This is a genomic window from Vreelandella jeotgali Hwa (assembly GCF_000334215.1).
Classification (GTDB): Bacteria; Pseudomonadota; Gammaproteobacteria; order Pseudomonadales; family Halomonadaceae; genus Vreelandella; species Vreelandella jeotgali.
Genome location: NZ_AMQY01000023.1, coordinates 363,688 through 389,764 on the forward strand (window position 1 = coordinate 363,688; position 26,077 = coordinate 389,764).

The 26,077-nt window shown below is 60.8% G+C and carries 24 protein-coding genes; 18 read left to right on the forward strand and 6 right to left on the reverse strand.

Features of this window, described 5'->3' with window-relative positions; all coding sequences use genetic code 11:
• The first annotated feature begins 11 nt into the window (after window positions 1-11).
• From C793_RS0112155 to C793_RS0112220, 14 genes are all read left to right on the forward strand, one after another.
• Entirely contained in the window at window positions 12-3,062 is a 3,051-nt protein-coding gene (locus tag C793_RS0112155; RefSeq protein ID WP_017431223.1) for a virulence factor SrfB, read from the forward strand.
• A complete protein-coding gene (locus C793_RS0112160) occupies window positions 3,059-5,758 on the forward strand; it encodes a putative virulence factor (protein ID WP_017431224.1) in 2,700 nt (899 codons plus the stop codon). The genes C793_RS0112155 and C793_RS0112160 overlap by 4 nt, the downstream gene beginning before the upstream one ends.
• Window positions 5,751-6,866 (forward strand): hypothetical protein, encoded by a 1,116-nt coding sequence (locus tag C793_RS0112165; RefSeq protein WP_017431225.1) that lies wholly within the window; start codon window positions 5,751-5,753, stop codon window positions 6,864-6,866. Before C793_RS0112160 ends, C793_RS0112165 begins: the two co-directional genes overlap by 8 nt.
• The gene (locus C793_RS0112170; protein ID WP_017431226.1) at window positions 6,863-8,899 is read left to right on the forward strand and encodes a vWA domain-containing protein; all 2,037 of its coding nucleotides are present in this window, start codon (window positions 6,863-6,865) and stop codon (window positions 8,897-8,899) included. The genes C793_RS0112165 and C793_RS0112170 overlap by 4 nt, the downstream gene beginning before the upstream one ends.
• 5 nt (window positions 8,900-8,904) lie before the next feature.
• Window positions 8,905-9,603, forward strand: coding sequence for an ABC transporter ATP-binding protein (locus C793_RS0112175; protein ID WP_017431227.1), 699 nt, complete (start codon window positions 8,905-8,907; stop codon window positions 9,601-9,603).
• Window positions 9,587-10,810: an ABC transporter permease gene (locus C793_RS0112180; protein ID WP_017431228.1), complete on the forward strand. Its 1,224-nt coding sequence runs from the start codon at window positions 9,587-9,589 to the stop codon at window positions 10,808-10,810. The genes C793_RS0112175 and C793_RS0112180 overlap by 17 nt, the downstream gene beginning before the upstream one ends.
• On the forward strand, window positions 10,800-12,404 hold the full coding sequence (locus C793_RS0112185; protein WP_245550225.1) for a formylglycine-generating enzyme family protein: 1,605 nt from the start codon (window positions 10,800-10,802) through the stop codon (window positions 12,402-12,404). Before C793_RS0112180 ends, C793_RS0112185 begins: the two co-directional genes overlap by 11 nt.
• A gap of 78 nt (window positions 12,405-12,482) precedes the next feature.
• Complete coding sequence (locus C793_RS0112190; protein WP_245550226.1) at window positions 12,483-13,190, forward strand: hypothetical protein; 708 nt, start codon at window positions 12,483-12,485, stop codon at window positions 13,188-13,190.
• Between the two features lie 9 nt (window positions 13,191-13,199).
• The gene (locus tag C793_RS0112195) at window positions 13,200-13,676 is read left to right on the forward strand and encodes a hypothetical protein (RefSeq protein ID WP_017431231.1); all 477 of its coding nucleotides are present in this window, start codon (window positions 13,200-13,202) and stop codon (window positions 13,674-13,676) included.
• Between the two features lie 147 nt (window positions 13,677-13,823).
• Window positions 13,824-14,318 (forward strand): hypothetical protein, encoded by a 495-nt coding sequence (locus tag C793_RS0112200; RefSeq protein ID WP_017431232.1) that lies wholly within the window; start codon window positions 13,824-13,826, stop codon window positions 14,316-14,318.
• Window positions 14,319-14,440: 122 nt separating this feature from the next.
• Window positions 14,441-14,602: a hypothetical protein gene (locus C793_RS14535; RefSeq protein ID WP_156805063.1), complete on the forward strand. Its 162-nt coding sequence runs from the start codon at window positions 14,441-14,443 to the stop codon at window positions 14,600-14,602.
• A gap of 294 nt (window positions 14,603-14,896) precedes the next feature.
• Window positions 14,897-16,795, forward strand: coding sequence for a methyl-accepting chemotaxis protein (locus C793_RS13960; protein WP_017431234.1), 1,899 nt, complete (start codon window positions 14,897-14,899; stop codon window positions 16,793-16,795).
• Window positions 16,796-16,807: 12 nt separating this feature from the next.
• Window positions 16,808-17,014, forward strand: a complete 207-nt coding sequence (locus C793_RS0112215; RefSeq protein WP_017431235.1) for a DUF3565 domain-containing protein — start codon at window positions 16,808-16,810, stop codon at window positions 17,012-17,014.
• A 172-nt stretch (window positions 17,015-17,186) separates the two neighbouring features.
• Window positions 17,187-17,474 carry a hypothetical protein gene (locus C793_RS0112220; RefSeq protein WP_017431236.1) on the forward strand — a complete coding sequence of 96 codons (288 nt, stop codon included), beginning with the start codon at window positions 17,187-17,189 and terminating at the stop codon, window positions 17,472-17,474.
• A 144-nt stretch (window positions 17,475-17,618) separates the two neighbouring features.
• Here the strand turns inward: C793_RS0112220 and C793_RS0112225 are convergent, their stop codons facing one another.
• Window positions 17,619-18,644 carry a zinc-binding alcohol dehydrogenase family protein gene (locus C793_RS0112225; RefSeq protein WP_017431237.1) on the reverse strand — a complete coding sequence of 342 codons (1,026 nt, stop codon included), beginning with the start codon at window positions 18,642-18,644 and terminating at the stop codon, window positions 17,619-17,621.
• A gap of 429 nt (window positions 18,645-19,073) precedes the next feature.
• Between C793_RS0112225 and C793_RS14805 the strand changes: the two genes are divergently transcribed.
• The 4 genes from C793_RS14805 (at window position 19,074) to C793_RS0112245 (ending at window position 20,836) form a co-directional block, all read left to right on the forward strand.
• Complete coding sequence (locus C793_RS14805; RefSeq protein WP_017431238.1) at window positions 19,074-19,208, forward strand: hypothetical protein; 135 nt, start codon at window positions 19,074-19,076, stop codon at window positions 19,206-19,208.
• Window positions 19,209-19,424: 216 nt separating this feature from the next.
• Complete coding sequence (locus tag C793_RS0112235; RefSeq protein WP_017431239.1) at window positions 19,425-19,904, forward strand: DUF4870 family protein; 480 nt, start codon at window positions 19,425-19,427, stop codon at window positions 19,902-19,904.
• A complete protein-coding gene (locus C793_RS0112240; RefSeq protein ID WP_017431240.1) occupies window positions 19,901-20,491 on the forward strand; it encodes a cytochrome c oxidase subunit 3 family protein in 591 nt (196 codons plus the stop codon). Before C793_RS0112235 ends, C793_RS0112240 begins: the two co-directional genes overlap by 4 nt.
• A 54-nt stretch (window positions 20,492-20,545) precedes the next feature.
• A complete protein-coding gene (locus C793_RS0112245; protein ID WP_017431241.1) occupies window positions 20,546-20,836 on the forward strand; it encodes a cytochrome C oxidase subunit IV family protein in 291 nt (96 codons plus the stop codon).
• 100 nt (window positions 20,837-20,936) lie between these two features.
• Here the strand turns inward: C793_RS0112245 and C793_RS0112250 are convergent, their stop codons facing one another.
• The 5 genes from C793_RS0112250 to C793_RS0112270 form a co-directional block, all read right to left on the reverse strand.
• Window positions 20,937-21,161 carry a hypothetical protein gene (locus C793_RS0112250; RefSeq protein WP_017431242.1) on the reverse strand — a complete coding sequence of 75 codons (225 nt, stop codon included), beginning with the start codon at window positions 21,159-21,161 and terminating at the stop codon, window positions 20,937-20,939.
• A 25-nt stretch (window positions 21,162-21,186) separates the two neighbouring features.
• Window positions 21,187-23,130, reverse strand: coding sequence for a nitric oxide reductase activation protein NorD (locus C793_RS0112255; protein ID WP_017431243.1), 1,944 nt, complete (start codon window positions 23,128-23,130; stop codon window positions 21,187-21,189).
• Window positions 23,131-23,184: 54 nt separating this feature from the next.
• A complete protein-coding gene (locus C793_RS0112260; protein ID WP_017431244.1) occupies window positions 23,185-23,997 on the reverse strand; it encodes a CbbQ/NirQ/NorQ/GpvN family protein in 813 nt (270 codons plus the stop codon).
• A gap of 121 nt (window positions 23,998-24,118) precedes the next feature.
• A complete protein-coding gene (locus tag C793_RS0112265) occupies window positions 24,119-25,474 on the reverse strand; it encodes a cbb3-type cytochrome c oxidase subunit I (RefSeq protein WP_017431245.1) in 1,356 nt (451 codons plus the stop codon).
• An 18-nt stretch (window positions 25,475-25,492) separates the two neighbouring features.
• Window positions 25,493-25,945 (reverse strand): c-type cytochrome, encoded by a 453-nt coding sequence (locus C793_RS0112270; protein WP_017431246.1) that lies wholly within the window; start codon window positions 25,943-25,945, stop codon window positions 25,493-25,495.
• Window positions 25,946-26,077 lie beyond the last annotated feature (132 nt).

Consider the following 26,077-nt stretch of genomic DNA (forward strand, 5'->3'; position numbering starts at 1 on the left):
AGCGTTGTATTATGCTACCCGACATCACCCCGTTTGAAGACGTTGTCACTCTTGTCAGCCATTCCGGCGTTCAGTTTCTGGATTTTGGCCTGACGCTGGACCCGGCCAACGAAGCTGCCGGGGAGTTCGTGTATCTTGACGACGCCAAAAAGACGCTGGCCCGCCTCAAGGTGGACAGCAAGGACGATTCGCTGTTTTACGATACCGGTGATGGTGAGGTCGAATACGTCAAAACCCCCCGGTTCGAAATGGGTATGGATAAAAGCTTGAGCCAGCTGGACCGTACCTGGCTGCCCTTGCCGGTGTTTCGCTTTCGCCCGCCGCAGCGTTTTGATGAGGGGCCGGGTAACTGGGCGCGCATGCGCATTGCCGCTCTGGACAAGCCCGACCTGCACGGCCACACACACCGCCTGACGTTGGCTTTTGATACCCGCACCATGCCGCGCCACGGCAACACCGCGTACCTGGCGCCGGTCGACGAGGACGTACGTTCGGGAGCCAGTTTCCGTATCGCCAACCAGGCGCCTCAAACCGGCTGGTTTACCGATCAGGCCTGGGTACGGGCCTGGCTGACCGAGCTGTATCATGACGCCAACCCGCAGATGGATAGCCGGGACCGCGATGCGGCGCTGGATCAGAGCGAACACCTGGCCCACTACCTCAACCTGCTGAGCCTGATGCACACCGACACCACCGGTGACGCCGGTGCCTCGCGGGTCACCTTGCCCGAGTTCCGCGTTATCGCACAGTCGGATGCCCCCATTCCCGTCGACTTTGTGCTCGACGTGGGCAACTCGCGTACCTGCGGCATCATGATTGAGGACCACGGCAAGTCCGGCGCCGGACTGCAAAACAATTACACCCTTGAGCTGCGCGACATGCTCGACCCCGAGCGCCTCTACCGTCAGCCGTTCGAAAGCCGGATAGAGTTTTCACAAACCTTTTTCGGCAAGGATCACCTGTCGATCAAAAGCGGCCGCCACGATGCCTTTCTATGGCCAACCATAGCCCGCGTAGGCATTGAGGCCGGGCGCCTGGCAAGCCGCCGCAGCGGCACCGAGGGTTCCACCGGGCTGTCCAGTCCCAAACGCTATCTCTGGGATGAAACCCGCTATGATCATGGCTGGCGCTTCAATAGCGCTTACGTCCACACCGAAACCGAGCCGCTGGCAACGGCGGCGCCCTTCTCCAACCTGATCAACGAGCTGGGAAATGCGCTCTATACGTTGGAGGAAGACGACCAGATGCCGGTCTTCAAGCCCCACTATTCGCGCAGCTCGCTGATGACTTTCATGCTTTCCGAGGTGTTGGCCCAGACGTTGATGCAGATCAACAGCCCGGCACAGCGAGTGCTACAGGGCCACACGCACCGCCCGCGCCAATTGCGCTCGATTACGCTGACCGTCCCACCGGCCATGCCGCAGGCAGAACGCAGCCTGCTGGAATCGCGCATGCGCCAGGCTATCGCACTTATCTGGAAGAGCCTTGGCTGGCATGACGGCGAAGAAGAGGCCGACCCGTTCAGCGAAGCAGAGACCCACGCCCTGACGGTGCCTACTCCTCAACTGCGCATCGAGTGGGACGAGGCCTCTTGCGGGCAGCTGGTGTATCTGTATACGGAAGTGCAGGAAAAGTTTGCCAGTCATCCCGAGGAATTTTTTCGCACCCTGGCACGCCCCAACCGCTCATCCAGCGAGCTGGTTCGCCTGGCCACCGTGGATATCGGCGGCGGCACTACCGACCTGGTGATCAATGACTATTCGCTTGACCGCAGCAATGCCAGCAGCAGCGGCAGTAACGTCGTTATCGAGCCCAGCCAGCGCTTTCGCGACGGTTTTCGAGTGGCCGGCGACGATATTCTGCTTGATGTCATCCAGCAATTTATCCTGCCCAGCTTCAAGGCAGCGCTCAAGCAGGCGGGCGTGGCCAACCCCGATGCCATGATGTCACAGCTTTGCGGGCAGGACGGCGCAAATGCCCAGCAACGAGTGCTGCGACAACAGCTCAACCTCCAGGTATTCACCCCGCTGGGGCTTGCACTGCTGAGTGACTATGAAGACTTTGATCCCGAAGCGCCCACGCCTCCTGAAACGCTGACCTACGGCGAAAGGCTCGGCGACCATGCCGTCACCCATGCGGTAGTGCGCTATGTAGAAAATGCCGTGCGCAAGGAAGTCGGACATGGCGCCCATTTCGACTTACGTGATATTTCGCTGAGTATAAACCTGTGGAACATCCACCAGGCGCTGCTCAGTGGGCAGTTCAACATCTGCAAAACGCTGGATGCCCTCGCCGAAGTCACCTTTCAATACCATTGCGACATGCTACTGCTTACCGGGCGCCCTTCGCGCCTGCCCGGTATTCAGGCCTACATCCGCCAGTTGTTGCCGGTGCCGCCCGGACGCATCCTGTCCATGCACGGCTATCAGACCGGCAGCTGGTATCCTTTCCATCGCAACGGCAGGATTCAGGACCCCAAAAGCACGGCATCGGTGGGGGCCATGCTCTGTTTGATGGCTGCCAAAACCAGCCTGCCACGCTTTTTCTTCCGCGCCGGCCGGCTGCATCCCTACTCCACCATTCGCCATATCGGGCTGATTGACGGTAATAACACCATCCCCGCTGACGACGTGATTTATTGCAATATCCAGACCAACGAAGCCGGCGATGCGATTGAGCTTCCCGCCGTGAATGACGACGGCACGGTACCCAGCTTCAAAATGCCCGGCCCGCTTAACCTGGGCTTTCGCCAGCTGTCATCCGAGCGCTGGGCAGCCTCACCGCTGTATACCCTTGGATACAGCGAAAGCGGCCGCCGGAAACTGGCGGAGGAAGAAGCCAGGGGCCGCCATACGCCGGTGCTGACCGTTACCCTTGCGGTTGATACACGCGCGGGAAAAGGCAGCCTGATCAGCGACCAGCTGAAAGTTGACAAGGTCGAAAGCGACACCGAGAAATCATTCAGCCCTCGCGATCTGTTTTTACAGCTCAATACCCTTAACGACGCCGGGCTGGGCGATACCAGCTACTGGCTGGACAGCGGGAGTGTAAAACGCACATGAGTCAACTGACCCCTGAACAGACACACCTCCAGCAACGCTGGCTCGCCCTGCACCAGGGCGCAGGCGAAGCGATCAGCTGGATTGACGATGTTCGCCATCTTTCTCCGCGTATTGATAGCGAGGCGGACTCGCTCAAGATGGATCTGTACCGCAAGCGAAACCTGGCCACCAGCCTCTCGCATGTCGCGACAACACCGATGACGGTCGGCTTTTTTGGTTTGTCCCAGGCGGGCAAATCCTACCTGGTATCAGCATTGGCTGCCGGTGACAACGGCGCACTGGAAACCCGTTACAGCGGCCAACATCTGGATTTTCTTGAAGACATCAACCCGGTAGGCGGTGGCAAGGAAGCCACCGGCCTGGTAACGCGCTTCAGCCGTGCCGTGCCGTCCGGCGAGGGCGACTTCCCCGTGACGCTCAAGCTGTTCAGCGAGGTCGATATCGTCAAGGTACTGGCCAATGCCTGGTTTGAAGATTTTGACCATAAGCGCGGCACGCCAGCAGATATCAGGACTCAGGATATTGAGCAGCACCTGAACGCTTTCGCCCGGACTTCCGGCGAGCGTCAATCGGGCATGACGCCGGAAGATATCGTCGATCTTCAGGATTATCTGAACGATAGCTTTCCCAAACCGGTCGCCGCGCTGGCCGCGCATTACTGGCCGCGTGTTATCGAGTTGGCTCCCGGTCTCGACGTCCGGCAACGCGGTGAATTGCTGTCGATTCTCTGGGGCAAACAGCCCGAATTCACGCGGCTCTATGTCTCCCTCGCCAGCACGCTGGGCCAGCTGGGTCACACCACCGACGTACAGGCACCGCTCACCAGCCTGGTTGCCGGCGAGCATAGCCAACAGCCGCATCGCAGCATTATCAACGTCGATACCCTGGAACATCTGGAACAGCCGGACGATACATGCCTGACGGTCTGCCCGGTGCACCAACAGGGTCCGGGGGAGCCGGTGGAGATGATGCTCGCACAGCTAACGGCGCTAACCGCTGAACTGGTGGTGCCGCTGACCGAGGCCGCGCGCAATCACCAGGTCGAGGACATCGACTTTCTCGACTTCCCCGGCTATCGCGGCCGTTTGAACCTGACCGAAATTGGCGAGCCCGGCAGTCAAAACGGTATTGCTCAGCTGTTTTTACGCGGCAAGGTTGCCTACCTGTTCGAGCGCTACACTGATACCCAGCAAATGAACGGGCTGGTGGTATGTACCAGCTCGGAAAAACAAAGCGACGTGTCAAGCGTGGGGCCGGTGCTCAATCGCTGGATCAGGAAAACCCAGGGCGCCACGGCCGAAGAGCGCGGAGCCCGTACCCCCGGACTTATCTGGGCACTCACCATGCTCGACAAGCGCATCAGCACCTCGCTTGATCATACGCCGGCCCAGCTGGAAGAAGGCTTTGAAGGCATGATCAAGATGACGCTGCTGGAGCGCTTTGAGAGCTATGACTGGCTGCAACAGTGGGCACCCGACCAGGCGTTCAACAATACTTTCCTGGTACGCAAACCCCATATGAAAGCTCCCTTTCTGGATATTCGGGAAGGCCGCGAACACGCCTTTGCCTCCGAGGCTGCCGACTCGCTTGATGCAATGAAACGTGCCTTTATCGATAGTCCAGGCGTCGGTCGTCATGTCCATCGGCCCGCGGATGCCTGGGATGCCATGCTCACTCTGGGCGACGGCGGCATGGCACGTATCAGCGCGCACCTCGAACGTATTGCCGGCCTTGACTACAAGCTGGCGCGCATAAACGACCAGCTGGAACATAGCCTTGCCACCCTGGTCACTCACGGTCTGGGCCGTTGGTACCATGAAGACGGCGATGGTGAACAGGAAGCCAAACGCCGTCTTGCCGAAGACTTCATACAGCGCTTGCAAACCCCCGCGCTCAGCGAGCTTTTGCATTATATGGCGCTGCCCGAAACCACAGTGCGCGAACTGTATTTAAGCGATAACGAAAGCGCGGACCACAGCACTCCGGAAGAAGAGTCGGCACCTGCCACTCAAGCCCCGCAAAACCTGTACGGCTCTGGCATGTCAGGCGGTTTTTTCTCCGGTCAGCCGGGTGGTCAGAACAGCCGGCCTGCGCCAACACCCGGAGCGAAAACAGCAGTGCAGGAAGGCGCCGACCATCGCTTTGCCCGAGCGGTTTTCCATCGCTGGGTTGACCACATGCGCACACTGCCGCGTCGTGAGGCGCTGCTGGCCATGCTGGGGCTGGATCAGCATACGGTAGAAAACCTCTGCGACGAGCTCATTACCGGCGCAAACCGTCTGAAAATTGATGAAAAACTACAGCAGGCCCTGCTGCAACGGGTACAAAGTGGTGCCCGGCGTGAACGCCTGGTCGATCGCCAGGTCCTCACCGCTCAGCTGATCCTGAATGACTTTATCGCCTGGCTGGATCTTCAGGAGCGCTCCATGGACCAGCGGCCTCACAATACTGCCAACGGTGGCCAGCCCCTGTTTGGCTATGAGCAGGACGGCATTGCACCGGGAGCCGAACCCCAACTTCCCCAACACCCAACCAACCAGGCCATTCGATACCTGGGCGACTGGCTGCTGGGCATTTGCGACATGACGCGAGAAAACGCCGGTCATAGCGGCGGGCGCGAGCTGAGCGTGGCGCAAAACGCCCGCCTGGGGGGCATTCTCGATACGCTGACCGCCAAGGAGTTAATCAATGGCTAAAGTCACACTTCGCCCGCTGGATAATAACGCGCCCGGATTCGGCAATCTGACCCTTACCGGGGTCCGGGACGGCGCAACGGTGGCAAGCCTGGCCATTCAGCGCAATCAGGACGAGCTGTTTTTACAAAAGGATGGGCAATGGGAAAGCCAGCCATTCCCCTTCGGATTGCCGGCCACAACCCGCGATGACGACAGGACTCAAGCTGCCGAAATAGGCCCCGAGCTTGTTGACCCGCTGCTGGAAAATCCGCACACCACCTATCGTGCCGTGCTTTACAGCGCCGATGAGGCCGGATTGGGTGAAGCATCGCTGAAGATAAAGGACGGCCTCATGGCATCCAGCGCCAGCGGCCATACCCCAACCACAGCGGCGGAAGAAACGACGTTGTCGCCGGCGGCAATGCCACCCGACCCGGCGGAAGAGGAAATAGAAGAAAAGAAAGAAGAGCAGGAGCGTGAACCGGCGCAAGAACAGCCGGCAGCGCCCTCGGAAGACACCACGCCACCTGCCGACACTTCCTCCGAGCCGGGGCCGCGCAAAAAGCGTAAAGTCTGGCCTTTTGTTCTGGTGGGTATCCTGCTCTTGCTGGGCCTGCTTTTTGGCGGTGCCATGCTGCTGGGCTCGGGTGCATTGGACTCGTGGAAGCCCGGCTTTGGCGGCGATGACACCGCCCGTACGACATCCGATCAAAAGGACTCGGCATCCGAGCCCGGGACGGCAACCGAGATGCCGGAGGCTCCCTCCTCCAGTTCCCCGGCACAAACAGGCGCTCCCTGTTCGCTGAGCAGTATGGAAAGCGCCGACGAGCTGGCTTTTGTACAAAGCTGCACGTCAAGCGATAGCAACGACATGATGGCGGTCATCAACCAGGCCATGAAAAGCGAACACTGCAACATAGCCCGGCGCCTGTATGCCCACGAAGCGCTGGATGGCAATGCGTCAGTCGCCATGGCATACGCTCGCGAGTTTGATCCACAGACCCACACCGACAGCGCCTGCTTTCCCCAGGCCGATGCTGAAACCGCCGTGTTCTGGTACGAGACTGCTCTGGAAACCGACCCGGACCAGGCCGATGCCGGCAACCGTATAGAGGAGCTCAAGCCATGATAGGGACCATCACGCTGTGGCGCCATTCACGGGCAACGTGGATACCTTGCCTGGCCGCTGCCGGTATCGCCTGCGCCGGCCTTGCCCAGGCCAGCGATACCGCTCCGCTGACCATGGCCGGCAAGGAAAACCTCCAGCAGCGCGTGCTTACTACGCCTGGCTGCCGATTGACGCCTCAGCCGGGCGGAAAACCCGGTGAGGCACTGCCGGCTTTCAGCCGCTTTTATGTTTATCAGCGCAGCGAGCAGGACGGTGATAAATGGCTCAAGGTAGGGCCGGACAGCTACGGCAACGTGACCGGCTGGCTGCCCGAAGACTGCACGGTAGATTGGAAAATGCAGATGACGTTGGCCTTTACCAACCCGGCCAACCGTGACCGCCTGATGTTTTTTCGCCAGCGCGATGATCTCACCTCGATCCTGGACGAATTCGAACCGTCCAGCGAAGTGGCACCGCTACGCGGGCAGCTGGAAAAGGACGGCCAGGCCCCGAGCGTCGTCGCCAGGGAGCCGGAATATTACGTCGATCTGCAGGAGCAATTTTATCTTCTGCCTATCCTGGAAGGCGAAGAAATCATGACCGAAGCCGGCTTTCGCACGCGCCTGCTCAAGGTCGCCTCGGTCAGCGCCGATGAGGATGTACTCGACGAGGCCGAGGACGACGCCGACTCGTCGTCCAACGGCTCATCGCAGCTGCGCGAATTCAACGCCGGCGTCGTCTTCGTGGTTGATTCGACCATTTCCATGGGGCCCTATATCGAGCGCACTCGCGAAGCCGTCAGGCGCGTTTATGGCCGGCTCGAGGAAGAAAACCTGACCGACAAGGTGCGCTTTGGCATGGTGTCGTTTCGGGATAGTGTCGAGGCAGCACCCGACGTTGAATACACCACGCGTCTGTTTGCCGATCCCAACGAAACGCAAAACCGTGAAGACTTCATGTCAAAAGTCGCCTCGCTTGAAGAAGCCACGGCTTCCACCCAAGGCTGGGAAGAAGACGCCTACGCCGGAGTAATGCAGGCAGTTGATGACATCAACTGGGGCAACTTCGGCGCGCGCTATGTGGTGATGATTACCGATGCCAGCGCCGTAGAGGGCGATAACCCGCGCAGCGCAACCGGCTTTGATGCCGACCAGGTACGTCTGGAAGCTGCACGACAAGGCATCGCGGTTTACACCCTTTATCTGCAAACGCCGGAAGGCAAGGAACGCGGCGACAACGTGACCGCCGACACCCAATACGGCAACCTTTCCACCTTCACTGGCACCAACACGTCGCTTTATTATCCGGTCGATGCCAGCAACCTTGAAATGTTTGGCCAACGTGTCGACGCCCTGGCCAATGCCATTACCGGCCAGGTACACAGCGCCTACATGGGCGATGAAGCTATTGGCAGCACGCTGAATGCCGAACCGTCAGCAGATACCCAGGCCGGGAACACCGGTACGGAAGACAGCAAAGCGCAAAAAATGCGCGAAGACACCGAGCTTGTGGGTCATGCCATGCAGCTGGCCTATCTGGGCCAGCGCAACAAAACGCAGGCACCACCGGTATTCAACGCCTGGATCAGTGACCGCGATCTGATCAAGCAGAACGTGCCCACGACCGAGGTCCGTGTACTCCTGACCAAGGGACAACTCAGCGACTTGAGCGACGTGGTCAGTGAGATTCTGCACGCCGCCAACACGGGGCTGATTTCTCCTGCCGACATGTTCGAGCAGCTACGCTCCGTCGCCGCTGCTACGGGCACCGACCCCAACCAGGTCAGCGAAGACAGCGGCCGACAGCTGGGCGAGATGGGGTTGATGGGCGAATACCTCAAAGATCTGCCGTATCAAAGCGAGGTGCTCAACCTGGATGAAGCCACCTGGAGCAGCTGGAACGGGCTCCAGCAGGAGCGTTTCATTCGCGGCCTGACGACCAAGCTGCGCCATTACCAGCGCTATAACGAAGACGTTGACCGTTGGATTTCGCTGGCGCCGGACGCCGACGCGCGCGACAACGTCTATCCGGTACCGCTGGAAATGCTGCCCTGACGGCCATGCTCTCGCTTCGTGATCTGTACATCACACGCGGCCGGGGCCATGAGCGCTACGCGGTTCATTTACCCGAGCTCAGGCTTGACGCCGGTGAGGTGGTGGCCGTGGTGGGTCCCAGCGGCTGTGGCAAAAGCACACTGCTGGAAGCGATTGGCCTGCTGCTGGAGCCCGACAGGCCAGGGCATTTTACCCTGGGCCGGCAAAAGCAGGATTTGGCCAGACTTTGGCAACAGGATGACGCCGCTGCGCTTGCCACCGTTCGCTCCCGCGATATGGGCTTTATGCTGCAAAACGGCGGGCTACTGCCGTACCTTAGTGTGCGCGACAATATCGCCCTGCCCCGTCAGCTGCTGGGCCTTACGGCAAAAAGCGCCCGGGTAGATCACGCCTGCGAGACGCTGGGGCTAACGCCGCTGCTGGATAAGCGCCCGGCGGCCCTTTCCATTGGTGAGCGTCAGCGCAGTGCCTTTGTGCGCGCGATTGCCCATGAGCCCGCCCTGCTGCTGGCCGATGAACCTACCGCCGCCCTTGACCCACACGCCGGAGCCCGACTGTTTGGCGTGATGACGGCGCTGGTCCAGGAGCTGGAGATGGCCGCGCTCGTGGTATCTCACGACCGTGAACTGGTGGCAGAGTTTGCGCTACGCCGGATGGTGGCGTCATTGACCACGGAGGGATGCCGTTTTGACGCTGCTCCCTAAGCGCGCGGCGCTGATATTACGTCTGGCCGTACAGGACCTCTGGCACGAACGCAAAATGTCGCTTTGCATTACCGCCTCGCTGGTGGCCGTCATTGCACCATTATTGCTGTTGTTCGGGCTCAAGCACGGCGTCGTCACGCAACTGCAAAACGAGCTGCTCAACGATCCGCGCAACATGGAGGTACGTATGCTGACCACCGCCAGTTACGATGCCGACTGGATTCATGCTCTGCAAAATCGCCCCGACGTTGGCTTTGCGGTGGGTAAAACCCGCTCGCTGAACGCCCAGGCCGACCTGTACAACGATGAGCGCCGATTTCTCGACAACGCCGAGTTGATTCCGTCAGCGAGCGGTGATCCGCTGCTGCAGGATCTGACGGTTTTTCCTCAGGGCAATGGCGTGGTTCTGAGCGCTTCGGCGGCCAGGCAACTGAAAGCCGAAGCCGGAGATAGCCTCACACTGGCGGTTAACCGTCGACTGAACGGCGAACGCGAACGCGGCACGATGAAGGTTCAGGTGCTGCAGCGCCTGGCGCCTTCCCGCTTTCCGCGTCCCGCCGCATTGATTGACGTCGACACCCTGATCGAGCTTGAACGTTTCCGCGACGGCGATGCCAGCCGCCTGCTGGGTGTCACCACCGGCGCCGAGCGCGATGACCATCCGGTGCACTACTCACGCGCACGCCTCTACGCCAGCGATATGGATGCCGTTGAAGGGCTGGTCAAAGCGCTGGAAGCGCAGCACATCAATACCGACAGCCGCCTGGCCGATATTCAAAACGTCAAGGCAATCAGCCGCATGCTGGGGCTGATTTTTCGCCTTATTGCGCTGACCGCTCTTATCGGCTGCCTGGCCTCAATGGCGGGGGCCTTTCTGGCCAACATCGACCGTAAGCGCCAGCAATATGCCGTGCTTCGCCTGCTGGGACTGCACCGGGCCGGCATTGCCCTGCACGTGGTCGCTCAGGCGAGTCTGATGGCCATAACGGCGTTTATTGCGGCCCTCGGGCTTTATGCACTGAGTGCGACCCTGTTCAACCCGCTGCTGCGCGCCAGTGACATGACGACCCACATCGCCACCCACATGACGCCCCTTCAACTGCTGGTCGCGTTCGCTCTCACATTGAGCGTGGCCCTGCTGGTGGCCCTGCTGGGCGTGGCGCGTGCTTTCAGGATTCAACCCGCGGAGAGCCTACGTGAAATCTAGCCGCATCCCCGTTTATCCACGTCTTTTACCCAGGCGCTCAAACGCTGCCGCCTGCGTGCTGGCCACGCTGATGATACTGCCTCTGGTATCACAGGGTGGCGAAGCCGAAAGCGAGTGGCCCGAGCGTCTCTATAATCCAAAGCCGGCAGACGACGACATTATCATGCCGCTGCCCTGTGGCGGGGCCATGGCCTTTCAACGGGTCTACGTACCCGCGACCCAGCCACTGGACGACTACGCCATTCAGGTCGGCCAGGACGGCACCGGCTGGGAATACACCGAGCATAGCCGCCCGGCCTTTGTGGCAGGCAGCTTTGCCGCACCGGACAGCGACGCATCGCGCTATTACCTGATGGCCAAATACGAGCTGACCGAACTACAGTACGCCGCGCTGACCGATGACGAGTGCCCCGAGCTTTCCACCCGCAAGCGCCTGCCTCAAACCTCGGTGAGCTGGTTTGATGCCATGGATATCAGCAACACCTACAACCTCTGGCTCCGACAGGAGGCCCGGGGGACGCTGCCGGAAGAAGACGGAACGCCGGGCTTTATGCGCCTGCCCACCGAGGTGGAATGGGAATATGCCGCACGCGGCGGGCTGGAAGTCGACACCTCGGCGTATCGCGCGACCCGCTACCCGATGCCGGATGGCCTCAAGGACCACGAATGGTACGCCGGTGCTCAGTCATCCAACGGCAACCTGCAACTGACCGGCCTGTTGGCACCCAACCCGCTGGGCCTGCACGACATGCTGGGTAACGCCTCGGAAATGATGTTTGAGCCGTTCCGCCTTAACAAGCTCGACCGCCAGCATGGTCAGGCGGGTGGCCTTGTCGTCAGGGGCGGCAACTTTCTGAGCCCGGCCGGGGATATTCGCACCTCGTTACGTCGTGAGGCTTCCTACTACGCTGATACCGCCCCGCATACCGAACGGACAACCGGTATGCGCCTGGCCATGGTGGCGCCGTCGCTCACTTCGCGCGAGCGCGTCCAGCAGTTGGAAAAGGCATGGCAGGCACTGGGTCGTGACGACGCTCAGCCGCCGGACAACCAGGACGCGGATACCACCGTCGAGCTGGCCGACCTGGCATCAAAGGTCGACGACAGCGAGCTTGAGGACGAGCTTAATGACCTGGAACAGAAGCTTCGCGCCAGTAATCAGCGTCAGGAAGAAGCCCGCAACCAGGCCATTCGCTCCAGCCTTAATCTCGGCGCTTTTTTATGCACCAAAATGCAGGACGACGGGGTTTTCTTTGACTTTCTGCAAGAGAATTACCAGACCAACTGCGAAGGCGATTCTCCCGATGCCAGCTGCGGCATGCGCAAGAAAAAACTCCAGGCACAACGCCAGCGCCTGAATGGTTTGAGCAACTACTACGCCAGCAGCCTGATCAAGTCCGCTACGCTTTACGGCCAATCACGCATCGCCGATCAGGTCGATGTGTTCGCCGAAATGCTCTCGCATAACGATAAACTCAGCGAGCTGGAGCCCTATCTTCATACCTACTGGCAGCATCAGAGTCAGTATCTTGAAGACCAGCGCATCACTGCCGATGCCTGGCTGGAAAGCTGTAAAAAAATGGCAGACCAATAACAGAAAATCTCAAGCGATTATCACCGAAAAGGGAAGCAACCAATGTCTCAAATGGCGACTATCCGGAAAAACCTGTTCATGACTTCACTGGTGGCAGCCGCGCTGACACTGGCCGGCTGCGCCAGCACCGGAAGCAGCATGCTACCCGGCGGGAGCGGAGGCAATAACAACGCCGACACCCGCCTGACCCAGGGCAACGATGCCGAATTTTTCAGTAAAAGCGGCTTTCAGGCCTGTGCCGGCGGCGCCGCCACCGGGGTGCTGGGCTGTATGGTCAGCGGTTCGAGCAACAAGACGGCCTGCGCCGTGGCCGCCGGTATTGCCGCCTGCGGTGTAGCCATGGGCGCGAACTATTATCTGGACCAACGTCGCAGCGAATATGCCTCAACCGAGGAGCGCCTGACGGTCATGAGCGAGGATATTCAGGCAGACACCGCCAAGGTCATCGAGCGTACGCAAACCGCACGCCAGGTCATTGCCGACGACCGCGAAAGCATTCAGGCACTCCAGGACAAAATGCAGGCGCAATCGCTTGACCGGGAAAAAGCCAAGCGTCAGCTGGCCGGCATTGACAGCAATATCGAAATACTCAAGAAAGACGTTGCCAACATGCAGAAATCGGTCCACGAATACCGCGAAGTAGCCGACAAGGAACGTCAGCAGGCGTCGCCGCAGGAAATGCAACAGGTCGAAGAGAAAATCGACACCATGAACGAGCGCGTTGTTGCCCTTCAGGGTGAAGTGGATGACCTCTACGAAATGCGCTCTGCCGTGACGCTGGGCTAGGAGATGGCAATGCTTATCCGATTGATTGCCCTGGCCGCCAGCCTTGCGATTCTCGGCGGCTGTGCGACTACCGCCGAGCAGTGTAATGCCGCAAACAGCGATGCCAGCATGTTGACCAAGCTGTCCTGCGACGCCGGAGGTGGCTATCGCAAAAGCATCAACGAGGGTGAACAGCAGGTACGCCTTGACCGGCAGGAAAATGCCCTTTTCCGCGAGATTTATGCGCAAATCAAACAGCAGCAACGCGCAACGCGCAACCGGCTTGACGTCACACGCGATGAACAACAGCGGCTACAGCGTTCGGTCGATAAACTGGTAAGTCGGCTACAAAAGCACACCGACCAAAAGCTTGGCCTACAGCAAAAGCTGAACGCGCTGGAAGACGAAGCCGAGAAAAACGACAAGGCCACCATGGAAGACAAGCAGGAACACCTGGAGGAGTTGCAGGGCCAGGTTAAGCGCCTGCAGGAAAGCCTGGGATATTAACGCAGCCTTGATGGGATAAACGTGCAGCCGGCCAGGCCGCATACCACGACAGCCATACACGAAAACCTTTTATCCCGGCCGTATTGCCGGGTTTATCACCGCGTCTTACATCGGACGTGATTATTGACCTACGCCAGGGAGCGCACCATGTCGACAGACCAAACGCCGGACAACAACACGCCTCACACCGAAAATGATATTGGCCAGGCGATTGCACCTGCCATTATCAGCGCACTGCTTATTTGCGTCGTACGCTTTTTCACCATTCCGTGGTCAATCTGGAAAGGAGCGGCACTGCGCCTTGCTGATATGCGCCGCAAGAAACAGGAGACAGAGGATAACGCCATGCGCTCCGAATTTCCGGTACTCGACTGGTTCCGCGCCTCCTGGGATGGCCTGATCTTCCTTTCCTGGTTTTTCGGAGTGCTTGCCAGCGTCCTGGGCATGGCTTTCATGGCTTTCACCCTGGCCGGCAATCCCTACGGTCCGGGGGCGGGAAGCGCTATCTGGGTGCTGATTTCAGGCCTGATCTACACCTACTTTTCCGTGATTGCCATGTCACTCGCCAAGGAAGGCTTGATCCTCATCCTGTCCATTGCGCTGAACGTGGAAAAACTGGCCAACGCCAGGACCTCTCGCTAAGCACATATAATGTTCACCTACCCCTGGCCCCCGGCCTGAATCACCTGACAGCAGGTATCCAGACCGGGGCCCTTGCTTTGCTCACCGCCTTCGATCTTATTCCCCGGCTATCCCGTCGCATAATGCGGTTCTATACGTATCAACCAACATCAGGGAGATGCGCCGACTGGAGCAAAACCATCCGCGACGGCCATCTGCCCGAGGAGAATCTGGAAAATGTCCGCACGCTCAACGCCATCGCCGAGCGTCGCGGCCAGAGCCTGGCGCAAGCTACCCCGCTTTAATAGCTTTAGCCAATCACACCCTTTAATGGACCCGGGTACGTCGTCTGATACAATAAGCGCGCTTAATATATCCATTGCTGGATGTTATATACTTGGACACCTAATTCTCTCCCCGCGCCTGTCCGGGGATGATTTTATCCCTGCCAAGGGCAAGCGCCCTACCGCGTTGAAAAGCTACCATCCGGCACAGCGCTCGAGCTTTTTCATGCTCCGTGCGCCAGGGCGGCTTGTGCTGTGTTTCATCGCCAACCCGCGCTCTACCCTCCTCTGAACCCGACACAGATTTACCGGATCATGAAGCTAAAAAATTATTCGATTGGTTTTCGCGTAGCCTGCGGCTTTGCGCTTGTTATCGCCCTGGTGGTTGCCATCATTGTTCCGCTTTTGCTCAAGCGAATTAACCACGTTATTGCGGAAGCCGAACAGCGCGAGCTATCCGCCCTGCAAGGCAGCCTGATGGCAAAACTCGAGAGCGAAACCGACCTTGCCGGCACGCTCAGCCATCTTGTTGCCGGCCTGCCTCCGGTGCAAGAGGCGCTGGCAGAGCGTGACCGCGACACGCTGCAACGCTGGTTCCTGCCGGGTTTTGACAGCCTGCAGCAGGAATACGGCGTTAAACAGTTCCAGTTTCACCTGGCGCCCGCTACGTCGTTTTTACGCATTCACAAGCCGGAAAAGCATGGCGATGACCTGTCATCCCTGCGCCCGACCATTGTTGATACCAACCGCCGCCAAACGGCCATTTCCGGCGTGGATGTCGGGGTTGCCGGCCTGGGCATTCGCGGCCTTGAGCCGGTTTTCGCCCAGGGCCAGCACGTAGGCTCGCTGGAATTCGGCATGAGTTTTGGCGACAGCTTTTTCCAGCAGTTTCACGACGAATACGGTGCTGAAGCGGGTTTGGTGCTGGAAGATAATGGCAACGCCCAGCTGTTTGCCTCAACCACCGGTGAAACCCTGCTGCCCGATACCGCTCGGGAAAAAGTGCTTGCCGGTGAAACCGTTGTGCACCATACCCAACATGATGGCACGCCGTTGGCGGTAACAGGCCGCCCGCTGACCGACTATGCCGGCAAATCGATCGGCGTTATGGAAGTCGCGCTGGACAGCAGTAGCTACGAAAGCGCTATGGCATCGGCACGCAATACATCCCTGGTGGTGGCGGCACTGGCGATTGTGATCGGCATGGGCCTTGCGCTCTGGCTGGCACGCAGCATTACCCGCCCGTTACGCAACACCGCCACTGCAATGCAGGATATCGCCGCCGGCGAAGGCGATCTGACACGCCGCCTGGACGACAGCGGCAGGGACGAGCTCAGCGAGCTGGCCCGGCAGTTCAACGCCTTTGTGACCCGGATGCAGCAAACAATGCGTGACGTACGGCATAGTGCGCATAGCGTAGGAAATGCCGCCGGGGAACTTACCCGGAGCAGTCAGGAGCTGGCGACGCGTACCGACCAGGCCGCCGCCAACCTGCATGAAACATCATCTTCCATGGATGAAATTACGTCCACGGTCAGCGCCAGCGCCGATTCGGCCCGGGAAGCCCATTCGCTGGTAGCGTCCACATCCGACCTGGCGGGGCAGGGGCAATCCGCCATGGAGCAGGTTGCCGACGCCATGAAATCCATCAACACGTCCTCGGAAAAAATCACCGCCATTGTGACAACAATGGACGCCATCGCCTTTCAGACCAATCTGCTGGCGTTGAATGCCTCGGTCGAAGCGGCTCGCGCCGGCGAACACGGCCGTGGCTTTGCGGTAGTAGCCCAGGAAGTGCGCACCCTGGCCAGTCGCTCGAGCGATGCTTCCCACGAGATTCGTGACCTCGTCACAACGTCTTCCGCGCATACCCGCTCGGGCGTTGGTCTGGTGGAGGAAGCCGAGCAGCGCATGAGCGATATTACCCAGGGCATCGACACCATTCGCGGTGTGATTGACGACATCAGCGCCGGTGCCACCGAACAAAGCGCGGGTATTACGCAGGTCAACACGGCGGTTTCCCAGATGGACTCCGTGACCCAGCAGAACGCGACCATGGTGCAGAGCAGCGCGTCTTCGGCGTCAGCCATGCAGGAGCACGCCGAACGCCTCAACCATCTGATCGATTCCTTTATACTGGAAGGCCATCAGACAACCGGGAAAGAGCTGGCGACACCGTCGTCGTCATCGTTACCCGGCCCGGGCAAATCATGACGGGAGGCCGCAATGCAGCAACCGATCGTCGGCTATCACAAGGATGAGGAAGACCACTGGGTAGCCAAACTGGCGTGCGGGCACAATCAGCACGTACGCCATCAGCCGCCCTGGACCGAGCGGCCCTGGGTGACCACCGAAGCGGGTCGGCGTTCGCGGCTGGGCCTTGAGCTTGGCTGCGTGAAGTGCGACCGCGACGAGCCGCGCGACTGGCACTGATGCCGATCACTTACTCGCAGGGTTTATCGCCGGGGCAATATCTTTAGCAAACTAATTAGCGTGATAAACATTTTCAATTCGTCATGCCCTGAAGGCAGGCGCATCATGGTGTTGTTCTTTCGGGGCGGCAGCCGTCAAGGCCATGCCCCTATTATTGTCACGGAGTCACGCCATGAAAAAGTCACTGCTTGTTTCCTTTATTATTGCCGCCGTACTGCCCGCTGCCGCCAGCGCCAGCATGGCGATCCAGCAGGCCAACCAGAACATCCAGGAGCCGCTTGCAGACGCCACGCCGGCATCGCAAACGGTCAAGGCCGATGTCGATGCCGACAACGTCCTGGGTCACAGCGCGGCGATGACCGAAACCGCGTTCGCTCTAATGGCGCACAGCGAGCAGACAACCCGGCTGCCGTCCACCGAGCATCATCTGGATGACCTCGGAAAACCCTCGAGCTGGTAAATCGGCCGGCTGTATCGAAGCCGAGACAACAAGCCCCGTTCCTGCCTGGCAGGAACGGGGCTTTGTCATTACGCCTTCATACGATTAAGCCGTCTTCTGCGGTAGCACTATCTACCGTGTTAACCGGGCAGCTGCCATCAGCGCTTAGTCAAAGCCTTCGAGCACGACCTTGCCTCTGGCCGTTCCGGTCTCGATCAGAGCGTGGGCCTGGCGCATATTATCGGCGTTGATCGCCCCCATGACGGTATTGAGCGTGGTGCGAATGCGGCCGGCATCGACTTCGGCGGCCACATACGTCAGCAGCCGATGCTGCTCGATCATGTCGGGCGTATGAAACATCGGCCGGGCAAACATGAACTCCCAGTGGAAGCTGGCCGCCTTGTTTTTCATGCCGGCCATGGGCATGGGCTGGTCGGTGGCGTCGATGCTGACAATGCCGCCCTGGGGCCGGATCAGCTCGACGGCGGCGTCCCAGTGGCGCATGTCATTGAAGATGGCGATGTGGTCAACGTGCTCGAATCCCAGCGCGCGTACCTGATCTACCAGCGGTTCGCGGTGATTGACCACGTGCTGCGCGCCCAGCTCACGGACCCAGCGGGTCGTCTCATCCCGTGAGGCGGTGGCGATGACGTCCAGTCCGGCGGCCCGCGCCAGCTGGATGCCAATGGAGCCCACGCCGCCGGCTGCGCCGATAATCAGCAGGCTCTGCCCGGCATTCGCGCCGTCGCGATCAATGCCCAAACGCTCGAAAAAGGCCTCATAGGCAGTGATGGTGGTCAGCGGCAACGCGGCGGCCTGGGCAAAGCTCAGGCTGGCCGGCTTATGCCCGACAATGCGCTCGTCCACGCACTGATATTCAGCGTTCGAGCCGGAACGAGTGACATCGCCGGCGTAATACACCTCATCGCCCGGTTTGAACTGCGTCACCTCCGGGCCCACAGCCTCGACCACGCCGCTGGCATCAAACCCCAGGACCCGCGGTGCGCTTTCTTCCCGGTCAGTCTCGTCGCCTTTGGGCGCCCGCAGCTTGGTATCAATGGGATTGGCCGATACCGCCTTGACCGCTACCAGTAGATCACGCGCCAGCGGCTCGGGGTCGGGCAGCGCCAGGTCCTGCAGCGCTCGGGGGTCGTCCACGGGCAGATTTTGCGTTAACGCAACCGCTTTCATACGTTTCACTCCTTCCTGAATTCATGGAATAACCACAGCACGGCCATCGTTGAAACGACATCAGCACCGTCAACAATCGGTACCGTCAACGTGGCCACCGGCCTGAAGTTGGCGGCTGTTATAACCGGCCACCCTACCAATGGACCAGTGTGCCCATAACGCCTCGGAAAGTTAATCCCCGGGCCGAGTCCGGCCTTTTAATACCGCCCGCCGAAGGCGCCACGACGGGGTTTTCAGGGTGTTGCCGCCGCGCATTTGCGTTCCCTTTGCAAAGTTGGTAGATTCACGCGCGAAACACGCTAGATGGCTTTTCTCAAGGCGGTCGTTTTATACCAACGCCCACTCCGCACAAGCAAAGCCACTCCCAAATAGCTACGTCTCAAAGCTACGTTTTCATTGATTTTATACGTCGACGTCAGGAGCCATCTCATGCTACGTACTGCCCTTCTCACACTGTTTTTTGCTGCCGCCCTTGCCTTTGCCGGGTTTGCCCAGGCGCATACGCCATCCACGGCCATGCAGCAGGCGCAATCGATGCAGCCAGTGTTGATCGCGGTACGTTAACCCTGCCGTTCCGACGCTTTCACGTCACTATTGATCTTTTCTCAACTTTATCGCTTCTCCTTTCCTCTTCGGCCGGCGCTTCAGCGTCGGCCTTTCTTTTGGCCGGATGCCGCCGGGTTCGCGAACCGCTTCCCCGATATAGTAGTATTCAGGATAGTAGCATTCGGAATACATCATTATACCGGCGGTGCCGGCTGCTGACTCCCGAGGTGACTCATGTCCGCCGCTGACGATACTCATGACGCTTCTACCGCGCCTGGCGCGCCCCCACCCTCCGATGACCACCCTACACTGGACAAGCAAGCTCCCGGCCGCGCGGCAGCCGTGGTGGTCTACTGGCTGCTGCTGGGGAGCATCATGATCGTATTCACCGCGCCTGTCGGGGCGCTGGTGGCGCACCTGCGGCTGCGCCGCGCCGCGCCCTGGGTACAAAGCCACCTGCAGTTTCAGCTGCGCACCTTCTGGCTGGGCATAATCGCCGGCCTGGTGTTTACGCTGGTCTGGCAACTGCTGGGTCTGACGGGCATCTCGCCCATGGCGCCCTGGGCGCTGGGCTATGTGTTTTTTACCGTTTGCATGATCTGGCTGGTCGGCCGCTGCGGCATCGGCGTAGCCCGGCTGATGGCCAATCGCCCGATCCCCCGCCCACGAAGCCTGGCGTTTGGCGGTACACGCGCTCGGCGGGCCGAACCATGACCCGGCACGACCCGGCGCCGGCGGCCCGCCCGCTGCCCAACCCCGGCTGGGGGCCGCTGTCGGCGCTGCCCGGCAACCCGCTGATGTGGGTGCTGATCCTCAGCGAGCTGGCCGTTTTCATGGCGTTTTTCGTGCTCTATATCACCGAGCGCGCCGCCCAACAGGCTCTGTTTGATACCTCTCAGCAGCAGCTGGACCCGCTCATGGGCGGGCTCAATACCATGGTGCTGCTGACCAGCGGGCTGCTGGTCGCGTTCGCCGTGGAAGCCGTGGCAGCGAGGCGGATTCGCCGCACCCGCCAATGGCTGGCCGGCGCGGCGGGACTCGGGGTGGTCTTCGGTGCGATCAAGGGGGTGGAATACGCCGGCAAGTTTGCCGCGGGTATTACGCCGGAAACCAATACCTTCTTCGGTTTTTATTTCGGGCTCACGGCCTTTCACTTTGCCCATGTCCTTTTCGGGCTGGTGCTGCTGGCGCTGGTGAGCTGGCGCACCAACCGGGAGAACGTCGAGACCGCCGCCGCCTTCTGGCACATGGTGGATCTGATCTGGATTCTGCTCTACCCGCTGCTGTATCTGCTGCGCTAAGCCCTGCTACTCGACACGCCTGCTACACGACAGACGACAGGAGAGAATCAACCCATGACGATCATGCCCGGCACACGCCGCTTGCTGACCACCTGGGCGACGCTGATGGCGCTGACGATCGTGTCGATGGTGTCGGCGCGGCTGGATCAGGACGGCTGGCAGGCGCTGCCGCTGTGGTCGGCGGCACTGGTAGTGCTGGTCACCGGGTTCAAGGCCCGGCAGATTCTGCTGGTGTATTTGAATCTGCGCCAGTCTACCGGCGCCTGGCGAGGCGCTTTTATCGGCATGATTACGCTGACGCTGTTGCTCATCAGCGCGGGCTATCTCTACGCCCGCCTGATGTAGCGCCACCGGCCGGCGTGCCGACTCTCTTGACCAGCGTTCTCAAGAGCGCTTTCACCGACCTTCTTCAAGAGCGCTTTCAAGCCCTTCCCTGACATCTTTTTCACGTCTTGCCTGACGCCCTTTTTGCCCAGCTTTCGAGCCTGCGGGCCAGGCGCATCAGGGCGTACACCACCACGGGCATGATGAGCATCAGCGCCACGCCCCAGTCGCGGTTGTTGATCAGCCACACCAGCGGCAGCACGATGGCGACGGCGCAGGCCAGCCAGGCGACCAGCGCCAGGCACAAACGCACGCGGTTGAAGCGTTGCAGCGAGGAAGCCGACATGGCGAGTCTCCTTGGGCTCCGGCGTTCAGGTGGCGATAATCTGGCGATAAATGCCCGGCAGCGCCACCGCCAGATGCTCGGGGCGCTGGACGATGGCATAGCCGCCGCGCCCGAACAGGCGCGGAATATACTGCCCGGCCTGGCGGTCGATGGTCACGCCAAACACGCGCACCTCATCCCGGCGGGCTTCGAGTACCGCCTTGCGGGTATCTTCAATGCCGTAGCGGCCTTCGTAGTAGTCGTTGTCGTTGGGCTTGCCGTCGGTGATCATCAATAGCAGCCGGTGACGCTGAGGGCGTTTGGCCAGCCCGGCGGCCAGGTGGCGAATCGCCGGCCCCATGCGGGTATAGCTGCCGGGTTTGAGCGCCGCGATGCGCCGGGTTACCCGATCGTTCATGGGCTCATCAAAGTCCTTGAGCGTATTGACGAAGACCTTATGCCGGCGCTGGGAGGTAAAGCTGTGGATGGAATAGTCGTCGCCGCAGCCGTCCAGGCCGTGACCCAGCACCAGCAGCGCCTCCTTGGCCACGTCCAGCACCCGGCGATCATCCAGCCAGGCCTCGGTCGACAGCGAAACGTCGACCAGAATCGATACCGCCAGATCCCGCGCCTGGGTGCGGCTGTCGAGATACAGCCGGTCGCTGGACTCGCCGGTAGCGGCCAGATCGCAGCGCGCGCGGATCACCGCGTCCATATCCAGTTCGCTGCCGTCGAGTTGACCGCGCAACAGCTCGCGCCGGGGGCGTAGCGCCTCGAACTCGCGGCGCACCCGGCGAATACGCCGGCGGGTGAGCTCGTCAGGCGTCCAGTCCTCGCCCTCCTCGCTGTGCTCTTCGCTGAACACCAGGCAGTGATCGGGCAGGTAGCGCTGCTTGCGGTGGTTCCATTCGGGGTAGACATGGCGGCCGCTCAGCCGCCCGCCGCTGGCCTCGTCGGGCGCCAGATCGAGGTCGAGCTTGAGCTTCGACGCCGCCTTCTTGCGGTTGGGCGAGAGCACGATTTCATCCATCTGGTCGGCCGCCTGGCGGGCATCCTCGTCGTCGTCATCCACATCGCGGTTGAGGTTGACCATCTCCGCCCAGGAGAGCATTTTTTCCGAGGCGTTGAGCATAAACGGATCGTCGCGGTCGGCCTGGTCCTGCTCGCGGCGATCGGCCTGGCGCTTGCCCTGGTCGTCTTCGTCCTCGTCGCGGGTCTTGAGCTCGGCGCCGTCGTCGTCTGCCATGCTGTCCTCGAGCGGCTCCCGGGTCCCCACGTAAACCGCGCTGCCCCAGAGCGGCACCGGCAGCGGCGGACGATAGCCTCGGGGGGCGTCAAACGCCTCCAGCGAGGCATGGCTATCGCGTACCGCGCGCTGCAGCGCCAGCGCCGTTTCGTCAGCCGGCGCCGGCCCGCCCAGCTCGGCACGCAGCACGGTTTCCAGCGCGGCCTCTACCGGCGGCAGGCGCCGGCGGTACGGGCGAATGGCCAGCAGAGCATCGCAAAGCGCGGTATAGCGCGCTTGCAGACCGGGAAAGCGTGTCAGCGCCGCCCGGCATCGGCGTCGTGCTTCCTGAAGCCGGCGGATATCCGCCTGCAGCGGGTCGTCGGGCAGCGAGATCGGCTGCACCTCGGCCAGGTAGGCCGTCAACCAGAGATACAGATCACGGTTGAGACGCGCATCGTCAAACAGCGCCAGCCGGGGCGGCAGCAGCAGATGGTCCTCGTCCCGGCGAGCCTGGTCCAGCGCTTCTTCGTCCAGCCCCAGCCGCTGACGCAGGCTGAGCCGGTGGCGGGACGCCCGGCGCTGGATCGGCGCGACTTCGACCCCGGCATCGCCGCCGGCAGCGCGGAAAAATACGCCGAGCACCGGCAGCACGTCGTCGAGCATCACCGCTGCCTCGGGGTAGTCCGGGTAGCTTTCCGCGCGAGACGCCCAGCGGTGCCAGTGGCGGCCGACAAACTCCTCGACCTCAAGAAAATCCAGCATGGCGGCCTCCTGCAAGCCCATGAAAGCGTGAATGAAACCGAATCAGCCAGGCGTTCAGTCGAAGGTCGCGCGAACCGCCTCCATCAGCCCCTCCTGCACATCGGCGTCGTCGGAAAGCGGCTCGACCAGCGTGGCCCGGGCCGCCTCGACGATGGGCATGCCGGCGCGGATCAGCGTGGCGCAGTAGACCAGCAGGCGGGTGGAAATCCCTTCTTCCAGATCCTGTCCTTTCATCCCCCGCAGGCTGGCCGCCAGGTTGACCAGCGCGGCACAGCGCTCGGCGGACAGGCCGCTTTCCCGGGCGACGATGTCGCGCTCCACCGACGGCGGCGGGAAGTCGAACGACATGGCGACAAAGCGCTGGCGGGTGCTGGGTTTGAGCGACTTGAGGATATGCTGATAGCCCGGGTTGTACGAGGCCACCAGCATGAAGTCGTCCGGCGCTTCGAGCAGCTCGCCGGTACGTTCCAGCGGCAGCACCCGGCGGTCATCGGTGAGCGGGTGCAGCACCACGGTAACGTCCTTGCGCGCTTCCACCACTTCGTCGAGGTAGCAGATGCCGCCTTCGCGCACGGCGCGGGTCAGCGGACCGTCGACCCAGCGGGTTTCGCCGCCTTGCAACAGGTAGCGCCCGGTAAGGTCGGCCGCGGTCAGGTCATCGTGGCAGGACACGGTATATAGCGGCTTGCCCAGCCGAGCCGCCATGTGGCTGATAAAACGCGTCTTGCCGCAGCCCGTAGGGCCCTTGAGCAATAGCGGAAGATGCTGGTCAAAGGCCTGCTCGAACAGGCGGCATTCGTGCCCCACGCTCTGGTAGTAGGGCACTTCCATCTCGTCAGGCACGCAGGACGGGGTCGTTTCAGGCATGGAAAACTCCCGGCTTTGAAAAAAGCGATTGTCGATACACAGGGCGGTTACCCGGCGGTTTGCCGGCAACCGCCACAATCACAGGAAGGCAAAAGGGCCCCGTGCGGGGCCCTTGTCAAAATCAGGCGCTGTTTTGGCCTGCTGTCATTTGGGTACCGCCATCGGGCAGCTGTACTCGCCGCGGCCCGAAGAACGAATAGATCAGCAGCCCGGCGCCAAGCGCGACGGCGACACCGGTCCCCAGACGCATGGCGTAGAACAGCCCCAGCTGGTCCTGCACCTCCATGTAGTTCATGCCCAGCACGCGCTGCAGGTGGGTTTGCACCACGCCGGCAAAGGTCAGGGTAAAGGTCATGAAGCACATGGCGCCGGTCATGATCCAGAAGCCCCACATATTGACCACCTGATTATACGGCTGGCTGCGGCGCAGCGCCGGCATGGCGAAGGTGATCACGCCGAGGATGATCATCACGTAGGCGCCGTAGAACGCCAGATGGCCGTGGGCGGCGGTGACCTGGGTGCCGTGGCTGTAGTAGTTGACCCAGTGCAGGGTGTGCATGAAGCCCCAGACGCCGGCACCAAAGAACGCCACCGTGGGGCAGCCCAGCGTCCACAGCATGGCGGCCTTGTTGGGGTGGTTGCGCGTGCCTTTCCAGAACATGGTGAACGCAAACATCACCATGGTGAAAAACGGCGCCACTTCCAGGGTCGAGAAGATACTGCCGATGGGTTGCCAGTAGCTCGGTGCACCGATCCAGTAATAGTGGTGGCCGGTGCCCAGCAGGCCGGAAAACAACGCCAGCCCGACGATGACATAGAGCCACTTTTCGATCACCTCGCGGTCCACGCCGGTCATCTTGATCACCAGATAGCCCAGCAGCGCGGCCAGAATCAGCTCCCAGACGCCTTCGACCCAGAGGTGGACAACCCACCACCAGTAGAGCTTGTCCACCGACAGGTTGGTCGGGTTGTAAAAGGCAAACAGCCAGAAAATCGCCGCGAGCCACAGCCCCAGCATCAGCACCATGTTGATCGCCGTTTTACGCCCTTTTGCCAGGGTAGCGCTGGTGTTGAACAGAAAGATCAAAAACGAAATGGTGATCAGCACCTTGACCCAGAACGGCTGCTCGAGAAACTCGCGGCCTTCGTGAATGCCCATCTGGTAGCCCACCAGCGCCGCCGCGCCGGCAAAGGCAAAAATGCCCAGCTGCAGATAGGCCAGCCAGGGACTGGCAATCTCGTGCTCGGCCTCTTCGGGCATCAGGTAGTAGGTGCAACCCATGAAGCCGATCAGCAGCCAAACGATCAGCAGGTTGGTATGGCTGACGCGCATGATGTTGAACGGCATGGCGCTGGACATGAAATCCGGCCAGACATACACCGTGGCGGCCAGCATGCCGAACACGATCTGCAGGGCAAACAGCGCCATGGCGACCATGAAGAACGGCAGCGCCACCTTTTGCGTTTCATATTTCATTGGTGTGGTCTCCTTGCGTTACCCGGCAGCGTTCGGCGGCCAGTCCTGGGCATCAATGCCGTCGGTCCATTCGAAGAAATCAATCAGCGACTGCATTTCCTCTTCGCTCAGGTCGAAATGCGGCATTTTGCGGCGCCCGGGCACCTGCAGCGGCTGGGCGCGAATCCAGGCGGCAATGCCGTTACGCGCCGACTCGGGCTTCTCACGCCCGCCGTAGCGCGACCAGACGTTGGACAGCTCCGGGGCAAAGTAGGCGCCCTCTCCCATGATGGTGTGGCAGTTGATGCACATGTTTTCTTCCCACACTTCCTTGCCGTGCTTGACCGACTCGGTCAACTCGGCACTGTCGGTGGATTCCGTCACCATGTACCAGTGGCTGTGTGCGGTCAGCGCCGCAAACAGCAGAAAGAAGAACAGCGACCCGCCGTAGAAGATATTGCGGGCCGCTGACCTGGTGAGACCTTCGGCCATGAGTCATTCCCCCTTTTTCCCATTTTTTACTTGCCCGTTTTTTACTTGCCGGTTTTGTTGCTGGCCCGTCTGCCTGCCCGGTCGGCGGACAACGGAAACGGATACAGCGAATAAAGGTGCTAATGCTATGCA

Bases quoted from the DNA above. Each gene is read 5' to 3' on its own strand.
- C793_RS0112155 (WP_017431223.1), top strand. From the start codon at position 12: ATGCTACCCGACATCACCCCGTTTGAAGACGTTGTCACTCTTGTCAGC.
- C793_RS0112160 (WP_017431224.1), top strand. From the start codon at position 3,059: ATGAGTCAACTGACCCCTGAACAGACACACCTCCAGCAACGCTGGCTC.
- C793_RS0112165 (WP_017431225.1), top strand. From the start codon at position 5,751: ATGGCTAAAGTCACACTTCGCCCGCTGGATAATAACGCGCCCGGATTC.
- C793_RS0112170 (WP_017431226.1), top strand. From the start codon at position 6,863: ATGATAGGGACCATCACGCTGTGGCGCCATTCACGGGCAACGTGGATA.
- C793_RS0112175 (WP_017431227.1), top strand. From the start codon at position 8,905: ATGCTCTCGCTTCGTGATCTGTACATCACACGCGGCCGGGGCCATGAG.
- C793_RS0112190 (WP_245550226.1), top strand. From the start codon at position 12,483: ATGACTTCACTGGTGGCAGCCGCGCTGACACTGGCCGGCTGCGCCAGC.
- C793_RS0112195 (WP_017431231.1), top strand. From the start codon at position 13,200: ATGCTTATCCGATTGATTGCCCTGGCCGCCAGCCTTGCGATTCTCGGC.
- C793_RS0112200 (WP_017431232.1), top strand. From the start codon at position 13,824: ATGTCGACAGACCAAACGCCGGACAACAACACGCCTCACACCGAAAAT.
- C793_RS14535 (WP_156805063.1), top strand. From the start codon at position 14,441: ATGCGGTTCTATACGTATCAACCAACATCAGGGAGATGCGCCGACTGG.
- C793_RS13960 (WP_017431234.1), top strand. From the start codon at position 14,897: ATGAAGCTAAAAAATTATTCGATTGGTTTTCGCGTAGCCTGCGGCTTT.
- C793_RS0112215 (WP_017431235.1), top strand. From the start codon at position 16,808: ATGCAGCAACCGATCGTCGGCTATCACAAGGATGAGGAAGACCACTGG.
- C793_RS0112220 (WP_017431236.1), top strand. From the start codon at position 17,187: ATGAAAAAGTCACTGCTTGTTTCCTTTATTATTGCCGCCGTACTGCCC.
- C793_RS0112225 (WP_017431237.1), bottom strand. From the start codon at position 18,644: ATGAAAGCGGTTGCGTTAACGCAAAATCTGCCCGTGGACGACCCCCGA.
- C793_RS14805 (WP_017431238.1), top strand. From the start codon at position 19,074: ATGCTACGTACTGCCCTTCTCACACTGTTTTTTGCTGCCGCCCTTGCC.
- C793_RS0112235 (WP_017431239.1), top strand. From the start codon at position 19,425: ATGTCCGCCGCTGACGATACTCATGACGCTTCTACCGCGCCTGGCGCG.
- C793_RS0112240 (WP_017431240.1), top strand. From the start codon at position 19,901: ATGACCCGGCACGACCCGGCGCCGGCGGCCCGCCCGCTGCCCAACCCC.
- C793_RS0112245 (WP_017431241.1), top strand. From the start codon at position 20,546: ATGACGATCATGCCCGGCACACGCCGCTTGCTGACCACCTGGGCGACG.
- C793_RS0112250 (WP_017431242.1), bottom strand. From the start codon at position 21,161: ATGTCGGCTTCCTCGCTGCAACGCTTCAACCGCGTGCGTTTGTGCCTG.
- C793_RS0112255 (WP_017431243.1), bottom strand. From the start codon at position 23,130: ATGCTGGATTTTCTTGAGGTCGAGGAGTTTGTCGGCCGCCACTGGCAC.
- C793_RS0112260 (WP_017431244.1), bottom strand. From the start codon at position 23,997: ATGCCTGAAACGACCCCGTCCTGCGTGCCTGACGAGATGGAAGTGCCC.
- C793_RS0112265 (WP_017431245.1), bottom strand. From the start codon at position 25,474: ATGAAATATGAAACGCAAAAGGTGGCGCTGCCGTTCTTCATGGTCGCC.
- C793_RS0112270 (WP_017431246.1), bottom strand. From the start codon at position 25,945: ATGGCCGAAGGTCTCACCAGGTCAGCGGCCCGCAATATCTTCTACGGC.